This window comes from Belliella calami (assembly GCF_022549695.1).
GTDB classification, from domain to species: domain Bacteria; phylum Bacteroidota; class Bacteroidia; order Cytophagales; family Cyclobacteriaceae; genus Belliella; species Belliella calami.
This window is the reverse complement of record NZ_JAKZGS010000005.1, coordinates 182,478-203,105: the sequence shown is the minus strand read 5'-3', so window position 1 is coordinate 203,105 and position 20,628 is coordinate 182,478. Positions and strand designations below refer to the sequence as shown.

The 20,628-nt window shown below is 37.1% G+C and carries 8 protein-coding genes and 1 CRISPR repeat array (1 of these 9 cut by a window edge); of the genes, 5 read left to right on the top strand and 3 right to left on the bottom strand.

Features of this window, described 5'->3' with window-relative positions; translation table 11 throughout:
- Positions 1-4,201: direct repeats of the CRISPR family, unit length 46 nt; unit sequence GCTGTGATTCCCTAAGGAAGATACTAATTTGAAAGCAATTCACAAC (it extends 624 nt beyond the left edge of the window).
- Between the two features lie 317 nt (positions 4,202-4,518).
- Positions 4,519-5,298: a CRISPR-associated endoribonuclease Cas6 gene (cas6, locus tag MM236_RS09060; protein ID WP_241274646.1), complete on the top strand. Its 780-nt coding sequence runs from the start codon at positions 4,519-4,521 to the stop codon at positions 5,296-5,298.
- A gap of 127 nt (positions 5,299-5,425) precedes the next feature.
- On the top strand, positions 5,426-11,254 hold the full coding sequence (gene proA, locus MM236_RS09055; RefSeq protein WP_241274645.1) for an anti-phage protein ProA: 5,829 nt from the start codon (positions 5,426-5,428) through the stop codon (positions 11,252-11,254).
- A gap of 124 nt (positions 11,255-11,378) precedes the next feature.
- Here proA and MM236_RS09050 read toward each other — a convergent pair whose 3' ends face one another.
- The 3 genes from MM236_RS09050 to MM236_RS09040 form a co-directional block, all read right to left on the bottom strand.
- Entirely contained in the window at positions 11,379-12,476 is a 1,098-nt protein-coding gene (locus MM236_RS09050; RefSeq protein ID WP_241274644.1) for a DegT/DnrJ/EryC1/StrS family aminotransferase, read from the bottom strand.
- Positions 12,466-13,755, bottom strand: a complete 1,290-nt coding sequence (locus MM236_RS09045) for a glycosyltransferase family 4 protein (protein ID WP_241274643.1) — start codon at positions 13,753-13,755, stop codon at positions 12,466-12,468. Before MM236_RS09045 ends, MM236_RS09050 begins: the two co-directional genes overlap by 11 nt.
- 441 nt (positions 13,756-14,196) lie before the next feature.
- Entirely contained in the window at positions 14,197-15,183 is a 987-nt protein-coding gene (locus MM236_RS09040) for an aldo/keto reductase (RefSeq protein WP_241274642.1), read from the bottom strand.
- A gap of 78 nt (positions 15,184-15,261) precedes the next feature.
- On the opposite strand from MM236_RS09040, the gene MM236_RS09035 reads away from it, so the two are divergent.
- The 3 genes from MM236_RS09035 (at position 15,262) to MM236_RS09025 (ending at position 20,465) form a co-directional block, all read left to right on the top strand.
- Complete coding sequence (locus MM236_RS09035; RefSeq protein WP_241274641.1) at positions 15,262-15,651, top strand: Dabb family protein; 390 nt, start codon at positions 15,262-15,264, stop codon at positions 15,649-15,651.
- Positions 15,652-15,701: 50 nt separating this feature from the next.
- Positions 15,702-17,045, top strand: a complete 1,344-nt coding sequence (locus tag MM236_RS09030; protein ID WP_369415199.1) for a S41 family peptidase — start codon at positions 15,702-15,704, stop codon at positions 17,043-17,045.
- A gap of 255 nt (positions 17,046-17,300) precedes the next feature.
- Entirely contained in the window at positions 17,301-20,465 is a 3,165-nt protein-coding gene (locus MM236_RS09025; RefSeq protein ID WP_241274640.1) for an AsmA-like C-terminal region-containing protein, read from the top strand.
- Positions 20,466-20,628 lie beyond the last annotated feature (163 nt).

Below are 20,628 nucleotides of genomic sequence, written 5' to 3'. Positions count from 1 at the left end.
AGATACTAATTTGAAAGCAATTCACAACTTTCTGGCTTGGACTCAATTGCTTTAGCCTGCTGTGATTCCCTAAGGAAGATACTAATTTGAAAGCAATTCACAACCATGACAAACAGGCCCTCCCCCCTTTCCACGCTGTGATTCCCTAAGGAAGATACTAATTTGAAAGCAATTCACAACCCAAATGTTCTTTGGTGATTCCAAGTTGTGCTGTGATTCCCTAAGGAAGATACTAATTTGAAAGCAATTCACAACACTATCATCTATTAGGTTTTGTTTTTTCAAGCTGTGATTCCCTAAGGAAGATACTAATTTGAAAGCAATTCACAACCAAAGTTGGATCTGGCGAAAAATGGAGAATGCTGTGATTCCCTAAGGAAGATACTAATTTGAAAGCAATTCACAACAAAAAATACGGCTATGGTTCAGAACGATAAGCTGTGATTCCCTAAGGAAGATACTAATTTGAAAGCAATTCACAACGATATGGTCTTGGGTGAAATAAAGCCCAAGGCTGTGATTCCCTAAGGAAGATACTAATTTGAAAGCAATTCACAACCCCAAGACCATATCTAAAATTGTTTGCTTTGCTGTGATTCCCTAAGGAAGATACTAATTTGAAAGCAATTCACAACTTGAAACATTGCTGTTTGTCAATACCTATGCTGTGATTCCCTAAGGAAGATACTAATTTGAAAGCAATTCACAACCCATTTTGAGAACCTAATCGAATTGTCACCGCTGTGATTCCCTAAGGAAGATACTAATTTGAAAGCAATTCACAACAATTAATAAATAGAGGCTTTAGATCATTAGCTGTGATTCCCTAAGGAAGATACTAATTTGAAAGCAATTCACAACCGTGTACGATTAAACAAAACAGCTCTATGTGCTGTGATTCCCTAAGGAAGATACTAATTTGAAAGCAATTCACAACCAAGTGAAGATAGTGAAGCAAAACCAGCGAGCTGTGATTCCCTAAGGAAGATACTAATTTGAAAGCAATTCACAACACGTTTTTGTGTCTTTTACTGTTTTTCAAAGCTGTGATTCCCTAAGGAAGATACTAATTTGAAAGCAATTCACAACGCTTTCATCACTTCTCAATTTTAATCTTTTGCTGTGATTCCCTAAGGAAGATACTAATTTGAAAGCAATTCACAACGCTTCAACAATAGACGAACAAGCCGACTATGCTGTGATTCCCTAAGGAAGATACTAATTTGAAAGCAATTCACAACAGGAAGTAAACAAGATAAATATCAATAAATGCTGTGATTCCCTAAGGAAGATACTAATTTGAAAGCAATTCACAACAAAATCAACACAGATAACATTCCAGAAGAAGCTGTGATTCCCTAAGGAAGATACTAATTTGAAAGCAATTCACAACGAGTTCCTACGCTTGAACCTGCAATTGCATGCTGTGATTCCCTAAGGAAGATACTAATTTGAAAGCAATTCACAACTTGAATGTGAATTATCAAATGGCGAATGGGGCTGTGATTCCCTAAGGAAGATACTAATTTGAAAGCAATTCACAACTATTCAAACTACCATGTTTTAGATTGTACAGCTGTGATTCCCTAAGGAAGATACTAATTTGAAAGCAATTCACAACACATGCAATTGCATACAGAAGTGCCACGACGCTGTGATTCCCTAAGGAAGATACTAATTTGAAAGCAATTCACAACTGAAAATAGAAGATGTTGGGATGACTAGTTGCTGTGATTCCCTAAGGAAGATACTAATTTGAAAGCAATTCACAACGATGGAAAAGTGTTGTTTACAAACAATTATGCTGTGATTCCCTAAGGAAGATACTAATTTGAAAGCAATTCACAACTATTTTTAAGTTAATTACTTTGTTGACTTGCTGTGATTCCCTAAGGAAGATACTAATTTGAAAGCAATTCACAACGCTCGGTGGTCACCTGATAACTGAGCTTCGCTGTGATTCCCTAAGGAAGATACTAATTTGAAAGCAATTCACAACAGACCCTTCAGATGGTGCAAGTAACTTGAAGCTGTGATTCCCTAAGGAAGATACTAATTTGAAAGCAATTCACAACAATACCTTGTTGATTGTGTCAAATAGGTAGGCTGTGATTCCCTAAGGAAGATACTAATTTGAAAGCAATTCACAACAACCCATTCCAATTTATCCCCCGAAACATCGCTGTGATTCCCTAAGGAAGATACTAATTTGAAAGCAATTCACAACGCATATCAAAGAGAAGAAATAAATATGGCAGCTGTGATTCCCTAAGGAAGATACTAATTTGAAAGCAATTCACAACAGGTATCAGATACTTATCAGTTGCTCACAAGCTGTGATTCCCTAAGGAAGATACTAATTTGAAAGCAATTCACAACTCCACTTGGAGAGTATAATCGACATTGATGGCTGTGATTCCCTAAGGAAGATACTAATTTGAAAGCAATTCACAACTCTAGTGTCAGCTGCCAAAATGCCCGAAGGCTGTGATTCCCTAAGGAAGATACTAATTTGAAAGCAATTCACAACAGTAGCGGTACCATCGTCATTTAGCTCTACGCTGTGATTCCCTAAGGAAGATACTAATTTGAAAGCAATTCACAACCATCACCTGTGCGATGCCTTTAACGATTCCGCTGTGATTCCCTAAGGAAGATACTAATTTGAAAGCAATTCACAACCAAATTCTTTAAATGATTATTCAACGCATTGCTGTGATTCCCTAAGGAAGATACTAATTTGAAAGCAATTCACAACAATTTGGGCGGACAAAATTTTAGAACTTCAGCTGTGATTCCCTAAGGAAGATACTAATTTGAAAGCAATTCACAACTAAAACGGTAAAGGTTCGTCATCTTCAGGTGCTGTGATTCCCTAAGGAAGATACTAATTTGAAAGCAATTCACAACATAAAACAGGATCCCGGATATTTGGGAAACGCTGTGATTCCCTAAGGAAGATACTAATTTGAAAGCAATTCACAACCTTTGAGCTCAGCTGCATTCATAGACTTAAGCTGTGATTCCCTAAGGAAGATACTAATTTGAAAGCAATTCACAACACTTTGAAATCAATCAATGAACCAAATTCTGCTGTGATTCCCTAAGGAAGATACTAATTTGAAAGCAATTCACAACTGCTATTTTATCTGTTGCCTCAGAAATCAGCTGTGATTCCCTAAGGAAGATACTAATTTGAAAGCAATTCACAACAATAGAAAGAACCTGAATCATGTTTCGGATGCTGTGATTCCCTAAGGAAGATACTAATTTGAAAGCAATTCACAACAGGGTTTAAGAGATAGCCAAATAGAGGATTGCTGTGATTCCCTAAGGAAGATACTAATTTGAAAGCAATTCACAACTATTTATCCGTCAGATCGTCTATTTCAATCGCTGTGATTCCCTAAGGAAGATACTAATTTGAAAGCAATTCACAACAAAAAGGTTTGGTGATTGATAAACTTAAAAGCTGTGATTCCCTAAGGAAGATACTAATTTGAAAGCAATTCACAACTTCAATCAATATTAATATACAGTTCAGGTAGCTGTGATTCCCTAAGGAAGATACTAATTTGAAAGCAATTCACAACGTCATTGGAAACCTCCTTTTCTTTTAACCAGCTGTGATTCCCTAAGGAAGATACTAATTTGAAAGCAATTCACAACCGCATGAGACTTACTAAGCGCAAGGGCTGTGCTGTGATTCCCTAAGGAAGATACTAATTTGAAAGCAATTCACAACTACCTCAGTTTCATAATTTCGAAATCCTCTGCTGTGATTCCCTAAGGAAGATACTAATTTGAAAGCAATTCACAACGTCATATCATTTGAAATAATATCATCCAAAGCTGTGATTCCCTAAGGAAGATACTAATTTGAAAGCAATTCACAACGACAGCGTCATTGTTAGCTACAAACTCAGCGCTGTGATTCCCTAAGGAAGGTACTAATTTGAGAGCAATTCACAACGATATCTCTTGTTCCCTATTTCCTTTTCCTGCTGTGATTCCCTAAGGAAGGTACTAATTTGAGAGCAATTCACAACAAAACATGGATTGAACGCACATGATTATGGGCTGTGATTCCCTAAGGAAGGTACTAATTTGAAAGCAATTCACAACAACACAAAATCAATCAAGTCATGAATAGAGGCTGTGATTCCCTAAGGAAGGTACTAATTTGAGAGCAATTCACAAATGTGCTCGGTGATGACACTAACCAAGGGATGTAGCAAATAATAAAACATTGTTGTATATAACAAATTGGTTTTGAATCCTTAAAGCTGCGATTGTTTTGCTCTGGACTGCAACGATCAGTAGAATTTACTGTTTTCTGCCATTTGCTCGTTGTTTTACTGTTTTTTTGGGATAGGAGCACAAAACCCCATTTTTTAACATCAAAAAAGATCAAAAAAAATTGAAAAATCACAAAAAATACCAACTAGTTGGTATTTTTTGTGATGTGTTTTGTCGCTAAGTTGCACTTTCGAAAAATATAGGTGAATAATGCAATTTTTGATCAAACTAAAAAAAGAAAGCAAAGGGAATAAAATATCTCAAGCTTATCAATATCAACTCTCTGCCGCTTTGGAAAATATCCTCGAACAGGCGGATAAGAATTCGATGAAAAGTATATATGGAGTGAAATCCGATACACAGCGATTTTTCCCGTTTACTTTTTCTAATCTGAATTTTGACTATTTTGAAGAGGATCAAGAAAAAATGGAGTTGACACATTTTGGTGACATTGCGTGGCTTGATTTGAGGATTTTGATTGATCAATCTACGATTAGTTATCTAACCGATTTGCTAAAAGGACAAAGGATTTCATTTGTCTATTCTGGAGAGGTGGTTGATTATAGCCTATGCGAAATAAACGAAGTTCCTCAAATGGTTTTCAAAGATGAAATGGTTTATAAAACAGTCACGCCTGTTTTTCTTGCAAATAAAACCAGCTCTGGAGAAATGGAATATATTCTGCCAAGTGAAGAAAAATATGCTATACTTTTCAAAAAACAGTTGCTGAAAAGGTTTTCCAGCTTTTTTCCTGAACTGAAAAAGATTCAAAAAATTGAAGATTTTTGTCCTGAAATTAAATTTGAGCCTATCTCCAAAATCGAAGAAAAAGGAGTAATCTTCAAAGATTTCGAAAACGAACCTATTGCGCTTACTGCTTACCAATATGAATTTAAGCTTAAAGCCTCGCCCTTACTTCAGGAACTTGGGTACTATGGAGGCTTCGGAACTCAGAATGCACTTGGCTTTGGCTGTGTTGCAGTAAAAATCTCTAATTGATTACTTTTCAAAAGAATATACTGATGCATTAAATTATTCTGTTGACAGTTTTTTTATTAGGTGGATAAGATTAGTTTAGAAGATTGATTTTAACCCATCACTTAGGAGTAAAAAATTTTTCACATTTATGAAAGAATTTAAAAAACTTGTCATACACAAAGAAGTGCTTCCTTATCTGAACATTTCAATGTATTTGAATAATAAAAAGCTCATTCGATCACTGCTGATAGAGAATTCTGCTGAAAATGATTCTCTATCAGTAGAAATTAGAATCCAGGCTGATATTGATTGTATAGAACCTTTTATCTTCTCTATTCCATATATCCCTGCCAAAAGTGATTTAAATATTCCTTTGGATTCTTTAATAGTCAATAGACATTTTCTTTCAGATCTCTCAGAAACAGAAAAAGCTATTTTTAAAATTGAGGTTTTTGAAGAAGGGGAATTTGTTCTAATGGATACTTTTTCGGTGGACATTCACCCTTTGGAATATTTTGGAGGGTTTCAGGTGCTGCCAGAGTTGATTGCAGCTTTTGTCACTCCTAATCATCCCTATGTATATAAGATCAAAAGAAAGGCTGTCGAAATTTTGGAAGAGAGAGGATTGAAAACGGCTTTTGAAGGATACCAAGGAAATGATGTGGAGCGGGTATTGCAGCTTATTTCAGCAATATACGCGGCAGTACAAAGTGAAAACATCATTTACAGTGCACTTCCTCCAGGATATGAGGAGCGGGGACAAAGGTTGAGATTGCTGAATACGATCCAAAATGAAAAGTTTGGAAACTGTATTGATTTAAGTTTGCTTTTTGCAGCATGTTTGGAAGCAGTCAGCTTAAATCCTGTTTTGATCATTTTGGAAGGTCATGCTTTTGTGGGATGCTGGTTGCATGATGATAAGTTCTCGGAAATCGTCAATGATGATAAAACAGCCATTACCAAACGTCTTTCTAAAGGAATTCGAGAAATGGTAGCCTTCGAAGCTACGAGTATTTGCTTTGGAAGTAACACTGGATTTGGCGATGCGTTGGCTATGGGAGAGTCGCAGTTGGTTCAGAATGAAGACTTTATTTTGTCGATTGATATCAAAAGAGCCCGCACTGCTTTCATAAGACCTTTGCCATTATCTTATGAAGGAGACGAACTGAAAATTGATGACACGGCAGTATTCAAACAGAAAAATACCACAAACCTAGAGGACAGATTTGAAATAGGGACTATCTATCAAGATGAATTGTTGGATAGTTCGCACGAAAAAACTAAGCAGAAAATCTGGGAAAGAAATTTACTTGATTTATCCCTGCGAAACAATTTGCTCAATCTGCGGATGACCCGCAATATGCTGCAGCTCGTAGATATTGACATTAGTCACTTTGAAGACACCTTGTCAGAAGGAAAATCATTTTCCATTCTGCCAAATCAACAAGCGGAAATTCTACGGAGATACAACCACTTTGCATCACCACTACATAGCTCATCTCCACTTTATCAGCAGGCTAGTGAAGAGTTGAAATTCAACAAGTTATTGACCCATTATCATCAGCAGGATTTAGACAATATCCTTACATATATTCACAAAAATGCCAAGCAGGCTATAGAAGAAAATGGGTCTAGTACGCTATACCTTGCAGTCGGCTTGCTGAAATGGTACGATAGAAAAACACCAGATCAGGCTAGATTTTCGCCTGTACTTTTGATTCCTGTAGAAATAAGCCGAAGATCTATCAATAGCAAGTTTGTCCTCAAAAGCCGTGAGGAAGAAACTATGATCAATATTACTTTGGTGGAATTTCTTAGACAGGAATATGAACTCAATCTAGGAGCGCTTGAGCAATTACCATATGATGACAATGGCGTGGATGTAGCCAAAGTGATGGGTATTTTGAGAAGGGCGGTTATGCAGCTGAAAGGTTGGGATGTAGAAGAGCAGCTCGTGCTGGGTAACTTTTCATTCAGTAAGTTGATCTTGTGGAAGGATATTGTAGCACATTCCGAAGACATCCTGAAAAGTGATATGGTGAGGAGCTTGGTGGAAGGAAAGTTGGTATTCAATGAAGGAAATATGGAAAACGAAGCCAAAAGCCTAGATACCATACGATCACAATCCATTGCATTACCGATTCCTGCGGATGTTTCTCAAATGGAAGCAGTACTGACTGCTAGTCAAGGGGAGAGTTTTATTCTTCATGGTCCTCCCGGAACAGGAAAGTCACAAACAATCACAAATATCATTGCTGATGCCCTTTTCAAAGGAAAGCGGGTTCTTTTTGTTGCTGCCAAAAAAGCAGCACTAGATGTCGTCCACAAAAGACTCGAACAGATTGGCTTGGGAGCATTTTCTTTGGAATTGCATTCCAACAAATCCAGAAAATCTGATGTCCTGGAGCAGCTAGGGAAATCCATGGAATCTGCAAGACTTGCCCGGACTGCGGATTTTGTCCAAGAATCAGAAAGGTTGGATAGTGCAAAGCAAGCCATCAGTGAATACGTAAATGTCCTTCATCAAATTCAGCCAGTTGGTTGGAGCTTGTATGAAAGTATCTCAGCGTTGCAAGAATTCGAAAAACATGCTTTTACAAGGAATTTGATTCCAGAGTTGATTCTTGAAAAGTTGACGACAAGGTTATGGCAGGAGTGGACTGACTGGTTGCCACAGTTCCAATCTTTGGCAAAAGTAGTGGTTCATCCACGAGAGAATCCTTTGGAACCTTTGAGAATCTCCCAATATTCTCCATCTATCAATGAAACCATATCAAATCAGATAAACTCACTGCTTGATTCCTTTCAATCCTTGCAAAAGAAGCAATATGAACTGGTCACTGCGTTGCAGTTTCCATTTTCCACTTCATCAAAAAAGGATTACAACCAATTTGTCCAAGTAGTTTCAATCGTTGGTGAGTTTCCTGATATGCCAATGGAATTGTGTATTTACCTCTCAAATAGAGGTAATTTTGAATGTTTCGAAGAATGGCTCAAACATTTCGGAAATTATCAAAACACGCTTCAAAGTATCTTGACTGATTATAATAGGAGTATTTTGGATTTGGATTTGTCAACGATGGAATTGCAATGGAAGCATGCAAAACAAAGTTGGTTCTTGTCCCAATGGTGGCAGAAAAACAAGCTGAAAAAACAACTCACAATTCATAAGAATAATGTCATACGCCAAGAATCTGAGGTAGAAAAACTATTTGCGCAGAGCAGACAGCTGAAGGAAGTTCATAGAACATTGCAGCAGAATAGGTTTGTGGATGTTACCAAAGTATTGGGCAATCTCTATAAGGAAGAACAAACTGATTTAGCTGATTTAGAAAAAAAGACAAATGAATTTAAGAAGCTAACACAATTGATGAAGCATTGGGGAAGCCATTCGCTGACCCAGTGGTTACAAGCATTTTCAGCTCAAGATTTTCAGTATTCTGGAGAAATTTTTTCTCCAAAAGCTAAATTGTTTCAGGAATTTCTAAGACTTTCTGATAATTCATCCAAAGAAGAAGTTGGTTTTGAAAAATTGGTTGGGATTGCATTCGATGATGAGGAAAATTGGCTAAAACAAGCGCAAGATCAATTGACCCAAATTCAAGTCCACTTGCCAGAACTGAAAACATGGATGAATTTTGTCCATATTACAAATCAAGGTAAAGAGCTTCAGCTACAATGGCTGATTGATGCATTTTACAATAATTCCTGTGAGTCGAATAATATCGATTCCTATTTTCATTACACCACCCACAGGTCAATCGCCGAACATGTCATTGCTCAGCATGAATCTTTGAGTCTATTTAATGTGGATTTGTTTGAGAGCAAGATTGAACAATACAAAAGGATAGCATTAGATTTTCGAAATTTGACAATTCAGGAATTGAGGATAAAATTGGCCTCCAATGTTCCCAACACTTCAATCGAGGCTATGCAAACTTCGGAAATTGGAATTCTTCAACGCGCTATCAAAAACAGAGGGAGAGGGGTGAGTATTCGACGACTTTTTGATCAGATTCCTACATTGCTCCCAAGACTAGCACCTTGCATGCTGATGAGCCCGATATCTGTTGCTCAATACTTTGATGTTGATTTGAATCATTTTGATTTGGTGATTTTTGATGAAGCCTCCCAATTGCCAACGTGTGAAGCAATCAGTGCACTCGCCCGTGCAAAGCAAGCCATCATCGTAGGTGACCCTAAACAGATGCCGCCGACATCATTTTTCAGTACTATCAAAGTAGATGAAGAAAATATGGACATAGAAGATTTGGAAAGTATCTTGGATGATTGCCTTTCCTTATCCATACCTTCGAAGTATCTCTTGAGACATTATAGGAGCAAACACGAAAGTTTGATAGCCTTTAGTAATGTGAATTATTATGACAACAAGCTTTTGACCTTTCCCTCAGCAGATGACCTCAATAGGAAAGTACAGTATCAGCATGTTCCGGGATTTTATGATAAGGGAAAATCAAGGACAAACAGATATGAAGCAGATGCAATTGTAGCCTACATTCAAGCGCATTTCAACGATCCAAAGAAGAGGGAATTGAGCATTGGCGTGGTGACTTTCAGTCAGACGCAGCAAAGTTTGGTTGAAGACAAATTGCAATTGCTCTTTATGTCAGATATCAAGCTGGAGGAATATGCAAATGAAAGTGCAGAACCATTGTTTGTAAAAAACCTTGAGAATGTACAGGGGGATGAAAGGGATATCATTCTCTTTTCCATAGGTTATGGTCCAGATGAAAATGGAAAACTCAGTATGAATTTTGGGCCTTTGAATAGAAATGGGGGTTGGAGAAGGCTAAATGTGGCGGTCACTCGGGCAAGGTATGAAATGAAGGTATTTGGCACTTTAAGGTCTGATCAGATTGACTTGAGTCGTACGTCTTCTGAAGGAGTGGCTGGTTTGAAGGCATTTTTGAATTTTGCCGAAAAAGGACATTTGATGATTCAACCTGAACAAATTCTAAATAATCAAGATAAGAAACATTTATCAGAAGCAATTGGGCGAAAGTTGCGGGAAAATGGGCTGAATGTGAAATGCAACATAGGTACCTCAAATTTCAAAGTGGATATTGCAGTCATTCATCCCGAAAAACCTCAAGAATACATTCTGGGCTTAGTTTTGGATGGCCACTATTATTTCAATGCACAAACGACCAATGACAGAGAAATGGTAATGCCTTCGGTCTTAAAATCTCTCGGTTGGAATATTCTCAGGGTTTGGACGATGGATTGGTATGAAAACTCCCCAAAAATCGTAAATCAAATTCTCAAAAGAATCGAGCTTCTGCTGGATGCAAATGAAGAAATTCCTTTTCAAGAGTCCTTAAGCGAAGACGAGAATTTAATTGAGGTTATTCCTGCCGAAGACATTTATGAAGAAAAACTTTATCAAGAAGTTTCTCTCCAAGTTCCGTATATATCGCATAAGATAGTACCAATGGCTTTTGCCAATAGTGAGACTATCTATGATGTCAAATACAGGGAAAAACTCAAAAAACAAATGCTGGAAACCATCGAAGTAGAAGGGCCAATAAGTAGGGCGTTTTTATTTAGGAAATTGTTGCTGGCATGGAATATCAGCAGGGCAGGAGCTAAGCTAGATAATCATCTGGAAGGTATCATTCAAGAGGTAAATACGAAAAGAATCACGCACCACCAGCCTTTCTACTGGAGAATGGGAAGTATTCCAAAAATGGATTTTTATCGGGATTTCGATTCCGAAAAACGAAATATGGAAGATATTGCTCCAGAGGAAATTTTGGTAGCATTGGAAGAAGTAGTGTCTCATAATCTGAGTATCGACGAAGAGGAACTCTTGCGCTACTTGTCAAGGAGATTTGGCTTCGCAAAAGTTGGAAAACAGATTGATGCCATCCTTAGGTACGTTGTAGATCTTGCAATTGAACAAAATATTGTCAAAAGAGAATCAGGTAGAATAATGTTTGTTAGTCAAAAACTGTAAGGATTGTGGGAATTGACCTAGAATAGGATTCTATTAAAATCTAAAAAAGAAATCTTGGAAGTTGAATCATTTACTAATGAATCAAGAGAGGAGATATTGATTCGATTTGGAAAAATTTTTAATGCTATTCTAAATCAAAACTCTTGATGATTTGGCAGATTTGATTGACTTCTAGTTCAGATATAAATGGATTGATTGGGAGGGAGAGCACTTCTTTGGCGAGTTTGCTACTTTGAGGAAAACTTTCGGTTGTCTGGTATGGAGCAATTTCTGGAATAGGCAGTGGGTAATGGATAGCAGTTTCGATTTCATTTTCTTTCAAATACGCTTTCAATTGATCTCTGTGTTGAGTTCTTATCACAAAAAGATGGTTATTGTGATCGGAAAGATCTGTTCCTAGCGGTAGTTGAATCCAATTCAAATCCTTTAGGTTTTGCATATAAATCTTGGCTAGACTCTTTCTTTTTGCTTGCCAATTTTCAAAATGATTGAGAATAACATTCAAAAAACCAGCCTGAATGGTATCTATTCTGGCATTTCTGCCAACACTGACGTGATGATCACGAATTTCTTGTCCGTGGTTTCGCAAAGTTTTAAGCTTTTCTGCCAGTGTTTTATCTTGGGTAATCAATGCACCTGCTTCACCTAGAGCCCCCAAATTCTTGCTTGGATAGAAACTAAAACATCCAATATCTCCATGAAGGCCGGCACTGATTCCCATTTGAAATGCCCCCAAAGCCTGTGCAGCATCTTCAATGACAAATATTCCTTTTGATTTTGCCCATTGAACCAACTTTTCCATTTTCAGCATTTTCCCATACAAATGTACTGGAATGATTGCTTTAGTTTTGGAGGTAAAAGAATGATCCAAAATCTCCAAATCCATCAAACCTGATATGTCTGTATCGATAAATATGGGTTTTGCGCCAACCATAATTACGGCTTCAGCAGTAGATACCCATGACATCGCTGGAATGATCACCTCATCATTTTGGCTAATTCCCAAAGCTCTCAAAGCCAATTCCAAAGCGTCAGTTCCATTCGAGCATGAAACAACAAAGGGGGCATCTAAGAATTGACTTAACTTGTGTTCAAACCGAATGACTTCATCTGAACCCGAGAAAATTCCATTATCCAACAGCTCAGAAAATTTCTCTTTGAGCTCCTCTTTAAGATGGTCAGGAAACTGCTTGAGGTCAAGAAAGGGGATTTTAGATTTCATTTAGGGTTTTTACCAACGTTTTTGTCAAATTTTTTCTAGAATATTGATCTACGGAATTTCCTTTCTCTTCACTTGAATCAGGGTCAAATTTATTTAGAAACTCTTGAATTCCAATCTGATCAGTGTGTGCAAATACTTGCCCAGCTTTAGCATCGTTCAATATTTTTGCAGAATCACCATTGACATCTCCAAGAGCCAATACTGGCCTTCCAGTTGCCATATATTCGAAGAGTTTGCCAGGTATATTTCCTTTCGCATTCTTTGTGTCAGTTAAGATCAATAACAGTAAGTTCGAATTTCTGTAGTAATCAAAGACTTTTTCATGACTAACATATCCTTCAAAAGCCACATGTTCGCTTAGCCAAATATCTTTTTTGACAAATTCTAGAACGGTAGAAGAAACCTTGCCAACAAATCTCAAAATAACTTCTTTTTGGTTTTGTTGAAAAACGTTCTTTAAAGCTTCCAAAAACGGAATTGGGTTTCTGATAGCATCAATCACACCCGTATAGACAATTTCTATTTTATCGGTTTTTGGACTTTCCAGAGACCAATTGTTCGGAAGATCATCTGGATCAAAACCATTGGTTAGCAGCTTAATCTTTTTTCCAGCTATTTTTTCCAAATCTTCCCGAAAAGTTGGGCTAATGGTTGTGACAGCATCAGCTTCCTCCAAAACTGATTTCTCTAAGGCTTCGTGTTTTTTTCTAACAGGTGCGGTCATGGGCAGGGTATCAAGAAACTCCCACTGCGACCAAGGATCTCTAAAGTCAGCGATCCAAGGGAGTTTGGTTATTCTTTTGAGATTACGACCGATCAAATGTAAGCTATGCGGTGGCCCAGTGGTGATAATGGCATCAATCTGATTGTTTTTGATAATGTCTTCCAGAAATCCAACTGCTGGTTTCACCCAGAAAATTCTCGGATCAGGGATCAGAAAATTAGCCCTTGCCCAGATTCCAGCTTTATCTAGCAAGGATTTTTCTTTCTTTTCCAACACTTTGGAAGTGTCAGCCAATTTTTCTTTTTTCAGTTTTCTGAATAATCCATATGGTTCCCAGATGGGGAATTTAATTACTTCCAGTTGCGGATTGATTTCTTTGAGCAAACCTTCATCTTTCAAGTCAAAATCTGGGTTTTCAGGTGTGAAAATCACAGGTTCCCATCCAAATTCAGGTAAGTATTTGGCAAATTTCAACCATCGCTGAACTCCCGATCCTGCAGATGGAGGCCAATAATAAGTAATGATCAGTACCTTTTTTGATGATTTATTTTGCATTGTGACTAGTTGATTAAGTTACTAGGTTATTTGTTTATTGACTTTAGTATTGGAGGGATTGCCTTGTTATGAATTTAAATGACACTTTTTTGTTTCAATTAGAGGAGTTCAACCCGCTTCGGGGTTGTTGTTTCCTGTATCATCATTAATCCCCGAGATGCGACCCGGGGCTATTTAAAGTTTAACCCCTTTCGGGGTTTTTTAATACTCTCACAACTTGTGTCACGTCCTGAAAATACTTGACACTTTTTTCTATTGATTAAAGAAGTATCATCATTAATCCCCGGGTTGCGACCCGAGGCTATTTAAAGTTTAACCCTGTCTGACGCCAGGCAGGCCCATTGGGGTTAGGACATGACACTCATATCTCAAATCCAAAATCTAAAATCTAAAATCTAAAATCTAAATTCTAAAATCTAAATTCTAAAACCCCCAAAACAACTACCACAAATGGTGTACTTCTTTTTTGATCAAGTCATCATATACTTTTTGGACTGCTTTGAGATTTTCGGAGGAGATTTGTGGAAGGCTTGCTGCATTTACATTTGAGACTATCTGTTCTTCACGGGATGCTCCAGGGATGACTGTGCTCACTTCGGGAAACATCAAGATCCATTTCAATGCCCAAGAAGCCAATGAAACATCTCCTTTGAAGATATCTTTGAGTGCATCTACTGCTTGAAGACCTATTTCATATGGCACTCCTGAGAAAGTTTCCCCTTTGTCGAATGCAGCTCCATCACGGTTGAAAGTCCTATGATCTTCAGGATCAAATGTGGAATTTGAATTCAGTTTTCCTGTAAGGAGTCCACTAGCCAATGGAACACGAACGATGATTCCTACATTATTCAATTTTGCTTCCTCAAATAGAATCTCCGCAGGCTTCATTCTGAACATGTTAAATATCACTTGAATACTGCAAACATTTTTGTACTTCAATGCATCCAAACCCTCAGAAACTTTCTCTACACTTACTCCAAGGTTTTGAATTTTCCCTTCTTCCTTCAATCTTTCAAAAAGTCCGAAAATTTCATCTCTTTGATAAACTGGAGTAGGCGGACAATGTAGCTGAATCAAGTCTAAAGTTTCTAATCCCATGTTTTTCAATGAAGCTTCAACGTATTTTCTCAAAGCTTCGGGAGTATATCCTTCATTGATATGGGGATTGATTTGTCTTCCGCACTTGGTTGCAACATATATTCTTTCCGAGCGCTCCTTGATAGCTTTGCCCACAGCTGCTTCGCTCAATCCAGCATCATAAACATCAGCTGTATCTATGAAATTAATCCCTTGGTCAATAGCCTTGTGGATAATTTTATTTGCAACCTCGTGATTGAAAGTTCCTCCCCAGCCACCACCAACTTGCCACGTTCCCAAACTTACTTCTGAAATGGAAAAACCAGTCTTTCCTAAGGTTCTAAAATTCATAATGTGTTATTTTAATTTTCTATAAAATTTCAAGGAGCAAGTTAAATTTTTATATTTATAACTTTCAAACAATCTAATATGAAATCAAGAAGAAAATTCATCAAAAAAGCAGCCTTGATTGGTGCTACAGTCTCTTTACCAGGTGCATTGATGGCAAGTCAGAAGAAAAAAGGAAAAATGATCCATCAAGTATTTTTTTGGTTGAATGAAAATGAAAATGTTGAAAATTTCCTAAAAGAAGCATCTGTTCTAGGAAAATGCCCTACTGTAGGAGAGTTTTTTATAGGCCAGCCTGCACCTACTGAAGCAAGAGATGTCGTTGATCACAGCTATCAGGTCGCTTGTACTTTATTTTTCGATTCTCTCGAAGATCAGGGTGAATATCAGGTAGATCCGATGCATCTGAAATTTATAGAAAGAAATTCTACCAAGTGGAATAAGGTGAAAGTTTATGATTTTATGATTTGAACCAACTGATTCAGTTTTATCGTTTATAGCACGTATCCATTATCCCAAATATGCAAATGAATATCAAGTACTTCCCTCGTGTTATTATTCTCTTTTGTCTTTTTGTAACTGTCCTAGCTTGCAACCCAGAAGAGGAAAACCCAGATCCCGTAAAAGTTGAAAATGTAGTCAAAGAAGCGATCGTTCAATCTATGAGAGATTGGTATTTTTGGAATTCAGAGTTGGCTACCAATATTGATGTCAGCCAATTCAATTCCAATGAAGAATTACTCGATGGAATCATTTTCAAACCATTAGATAGATTTTCATACATCACTACAAGGGCAGCTTTTGAGGCTTCATTTACAGGACAAGCTTCGGGTGTTCATGGTTTCGGATTTTCGCTTGATGCTGAAGAAAATATGTTTGTATCATTCGTGTATGATTTGTCACCAGCTGGAGTGGATGGATGGGAAAGAGGTTGGCAGGTATTGGAAATAAACGGGAAGCCTATTGCAGAATACAGAACTGCTAATGGCTACAATTTTCAATTGGGGCCAAATGAAATAGGTTTTACAAATACTTTCAAAATGAAGTTGCCTGATGGAAGTGAAAAAACTACAACCATTCCAAAATCAGCTTTCCAAACGAATTCGGTATTGTATAAAGATGTCATTGAGCAGGAAGGAAAAAAAATTGGCTATTGGGTTTACCAAAGTTTCCGTCAGACACCAGGCCTTACAAATCCTGTAAGAAGCCAAGAAGTAGAAGATACTTTTGAGTACTTTATAGGAGAGGGAATTGATGAAATAATCATTGACTTGAGATATAATGGTGGAGGTTCAGTGGCAGTGACAGAACAAATTTTGAATTATTTGGTACCTACCAATGCGGCAAGCAGCGTCATGTACACAAATAGACACAATGCCTTGAGGTCTAACAATAACAGAACGGTCAATTTTTCCAAGAAAGGAAATTTAAACCTCAGCCGAATTATTTTCATAACAGCAAGAGGGTCTGCATCCGCCTCTGAATTGTTGATCAATAGTTTGGATCCTTACATGGATGTGTTTCTTGTCGGAGACAATACTTTCGGTAAACCTGTAGGTTCTTTTCCTTTGAGTTCTCTGAATAGAACTTTAGCTGCAAATGATGTGGAAATTGTCCCAATTACTTTTGCCATAGACAATGCCGAAGGTCGAGCGGATTACTTTGATGGATTTCCTGTCAACATTTCTGCTCCAGATGCTCCTTCCAAAAACTGGGGAGATAGTGAAGAAACCAGGTTTAAAGTCGCTATGGAATACATAAGAACAGGAAATACCGGCTCAAGAATCTCCCCTAATGCCGCTAAGTCAAGATGGGAGATGATAGATAATTTCAAAGGCTTGGAACAAGAATTCCCTGTTTATTAATAGAATGAGCTAAGAGTAATTAGATGATCAGAACTTTTTCAGGAACAAGTTAGCTGAAGATTGGGTTGTTTATGATGACATAGGTGTCAAATTGACGTATTGGATCATTATCTGATAGGAAGTTCAGACCAGCGACAATAAACCTCTCGCATAATCAATTAAAAATTTCAAGGAGTCAAACTAAGTAAATGAATAAACATTGATTGTTTGTTCATTTACTTAGTTTTGCATTTGAAAGCGAGCAAATAAATTCAAATGAAGAATAAAAAAGTACTATATATATCCTTGTTTTTTTTGGTTCCCATTTTGATGTTTTCCACCTCAATTTGGGTAGTTTATAGTAAGCAAAAGCAGCTGACTCAGAATGTTTTGACTTCAATCAATAAGGAGTTTATTGGGGAGATTACAATAGAGGATTCTTATATTTCTCCATTTGCAAATTTTCCATACATCTCGATTGATTTGAAAGGGATTAAATTTTTTGATTCAAAAGCCAAAGACAATAAACCGATCTATGAAGCCGAAGATTTTTATATTGGTTTCAATGTTTGGGATATCATCAGAGGAAAATATCAAGTAAAAAAACTAAAAATCTCTGATGGTCATCTAGATATCGTCAAATTTGAAAATGGTGACATCAATTTGCTATTGGCAAAAGGGATTAAAGATGAAGAAGAAAATTTGGAAGAGGAGGAAACTGCATTTGCTTTTGATCTTTCCGGGGTTGTGCTGGAGAAGTTTGACATTACTTATTCAGATTTGAACAGCAATCAGGATTTAGTCTTTCACATCGATCAACTGATGTCGGATTTCAGTATCAAAGAAGGGCATGTTTTTGTTGATATAGTTTCTGACTTGATTTTTGATTTGGACCAAGATGGAGAAAATACATTTTTTGCTGACAAGAAGATGCATTTAGATTTGGAGTTGGATTATTTTGAAGAATTGCAAAAACTGATGATTTCCCCATCAAAAGTACGTTTAGAAGAGGCTGTGCTGGGTTTGGCTGGACAAGTAAAAGTAGTAGAAGAAGGTTTGGATTTGGAGTTGAACTTGAATGGTGAAAAGCCTGATTTTAATATTTTTGCAGCATTCCTTCCTAAAGATGCAGCCCTAGCACTCAAGCGATACAAAAATGAAGGGGAAGTTTATTTTTCTGGATCAGTAAGAGGAATCGCCGGAAACGGACAAAGTCCTGCGATTTCAGTAGAATTTGGTGCTGACAATGCTTATTTCCTCAATTCCGGTATCCAAAAGAAAGTTGATGAATTGAGATTTTCGGGTTTCTATACAAATGGTAAAGAAAGAAATCTTCGCACTTCGGAAATTCAGTTACAGAACTTCTATGCAAAACCTGACGAAGGGATTTTTCAAGGTAGACTTACCATTAGAAACTTTGAAGATCCTTATGTGAAGATCAATGTCAATGCAGATTTAGACCTAGGGTTTTTAGGAGATTTCTTTGAATTTGAAGGATTACAAGGAATTGAAGGACAGGTGTTGTTAAATATGGATTTCGATGAGTTGGTTGATTTGGATTTGACCACGACTTCGATTTCTAGTGTAGAAGGAAGTCTTCAAAGTGAACTGACTCTGAAAAACCTGAGCATTGAGATTCCTAACTATGACCTTCCTATCAAAAATGCAAATGGTTATGCATATATGCGTAGGGGCAAGGTCGTTTTGGATTCCTTAAGCTTTCAAATCGGACAGTCAGATTTGGCCTTTTCCGGTGAATTGAGTGATTTTCCTGTTTTACTTCATGGCAATAATTTACCGATCAAAGCAAATATAAATGCTAAATCCAAGTTTTTGAATTTAAGTGAGTTAATACCTTCTGATTCAATCAATGCTGGAATAGTAGAAGAGATTTCGGATTTTCAAATCAAATTAGCTTTCAAGACTACTGGTAAGGAGTTTTATGGATTTGATTATTTACCGAAAGGTGAGTTTTTCATTGAAGATTTTCATGCAAAGCTTAAAAACTACCCACATGAATTCCATGATTTTCATGCAGATATATTTATCCATGATGAATTTTTGGAAGTTATAGATTTCAAAGGAGAAATAGATGAAAGTGATTTTTTACTCACTGGAAAATTTCAAAATTACAAAAAATGGTTTGAGGATGAAAAGATAGGAGACAGTAGCTTTGATTTCAATCTCGTTTCTGACCAGCTCAAGCTTAATGATCTTTTGAGTTACAATGGTGTCAATTATCTGCCTGAAGACTATAGCAATGAAGTAATTTCCAATTTGAACCTAAAAGGTAAAGTGGACCTACATTATCAAGGGAATTTCCAGTCAGCTGATTTTTATCTTGAAGATTTGGATGGCAAGATGAAAATCCACCCATTAAAGCTGGAAGATTTTGCCGGAAGGGTGCATTATGAAGATGAATATCTTACGATGGAAAACTTCAAGGGAAAAATGGGTATTTCCGATTTCACAATTCAATTAGGTTATTTTCTAGGTGAAAAGGATTCCATCGCAGATCAAGCTGAGAAATCAAATTATTTCCATTTGAGATCGCAGGCTTTGGATTTGGATGCTTTGTTGGGTTTTGAGGGAATAGAAGTGGATACCAATCATCAGGAAGCATTTAATGTTTTTGAATTGCCATTTTCCAAAATGGAGTTTAAAGCAAATATCAACAAACTAAATTACCATACATTTTGGCTGGAGGATATCGTAGCCAAAGCCAGAACCAACGAGCAACATTTTTTGTATCTGGATACTTTGGGTTTTGGGATTGCCGATGGATCGCTTGGAATCAATGGATATTTCAATGGTTCAAATCCCCAAGAGATTTATTTTAGCAGTGAAATGGCAGCCAGCAAATTGGATTTGGACAAGCTCTTAATCAAATTCGAGAACTTTGGTCAAGACTATCTGATCAATGAAAACCTTCACGGAAAGGTCAGTGGAAAGATAACGAGTAAATTCTTGGTTTATCCAGATTTGACACCGATCATTGATAAGTCAGAAGCAAAAATGGACTTGACAGTTTACCAAGGAAGTTTGGTGAATTTCGCACCATTGGATGCGATGGCAAGCTATTTTTCAGATCGAAACCTGAAAAATGTTCGATTTGATACCTTGAGTAATACCTTTGAGTTGAAAGGAGGCGTTCTCAACATTCCTAAAATGAATATCAATTCGAGTTTAGGTTTTATCGAGCTTTCCGGCAGCCAAAGCCTAGATCTAAATATGGACTACTTCATCCGAGTTCCCCTTGCTTTGGTCACTCAAGTGGGATTTAGAGCATTGTTTGGAGGGAAAAACAAGGGCGAAGTCGATCCTGAACAAGAAGATGCAATAGTATATAGAGATCAAGATAGAAGAGTCCGTTTTGTAAATATCAATATGAAAGGTACACCGGATGATTACAAAATCAGTTTGAAGAAAGACGGGAAGTAGTTTTGGGAGAATGTCAAATATGTTTTCAGGTTATGATCGGCGATTTAAGGTTTGACTTAAGTCTCTTTCACAACTTGAGTTTGGTTGATACTTTTTTTTTGATTTCTCTTTATTTCCGATAGCCATTCAATTGCCTCCCGATAAGGATGCGGGACAGGCTTTT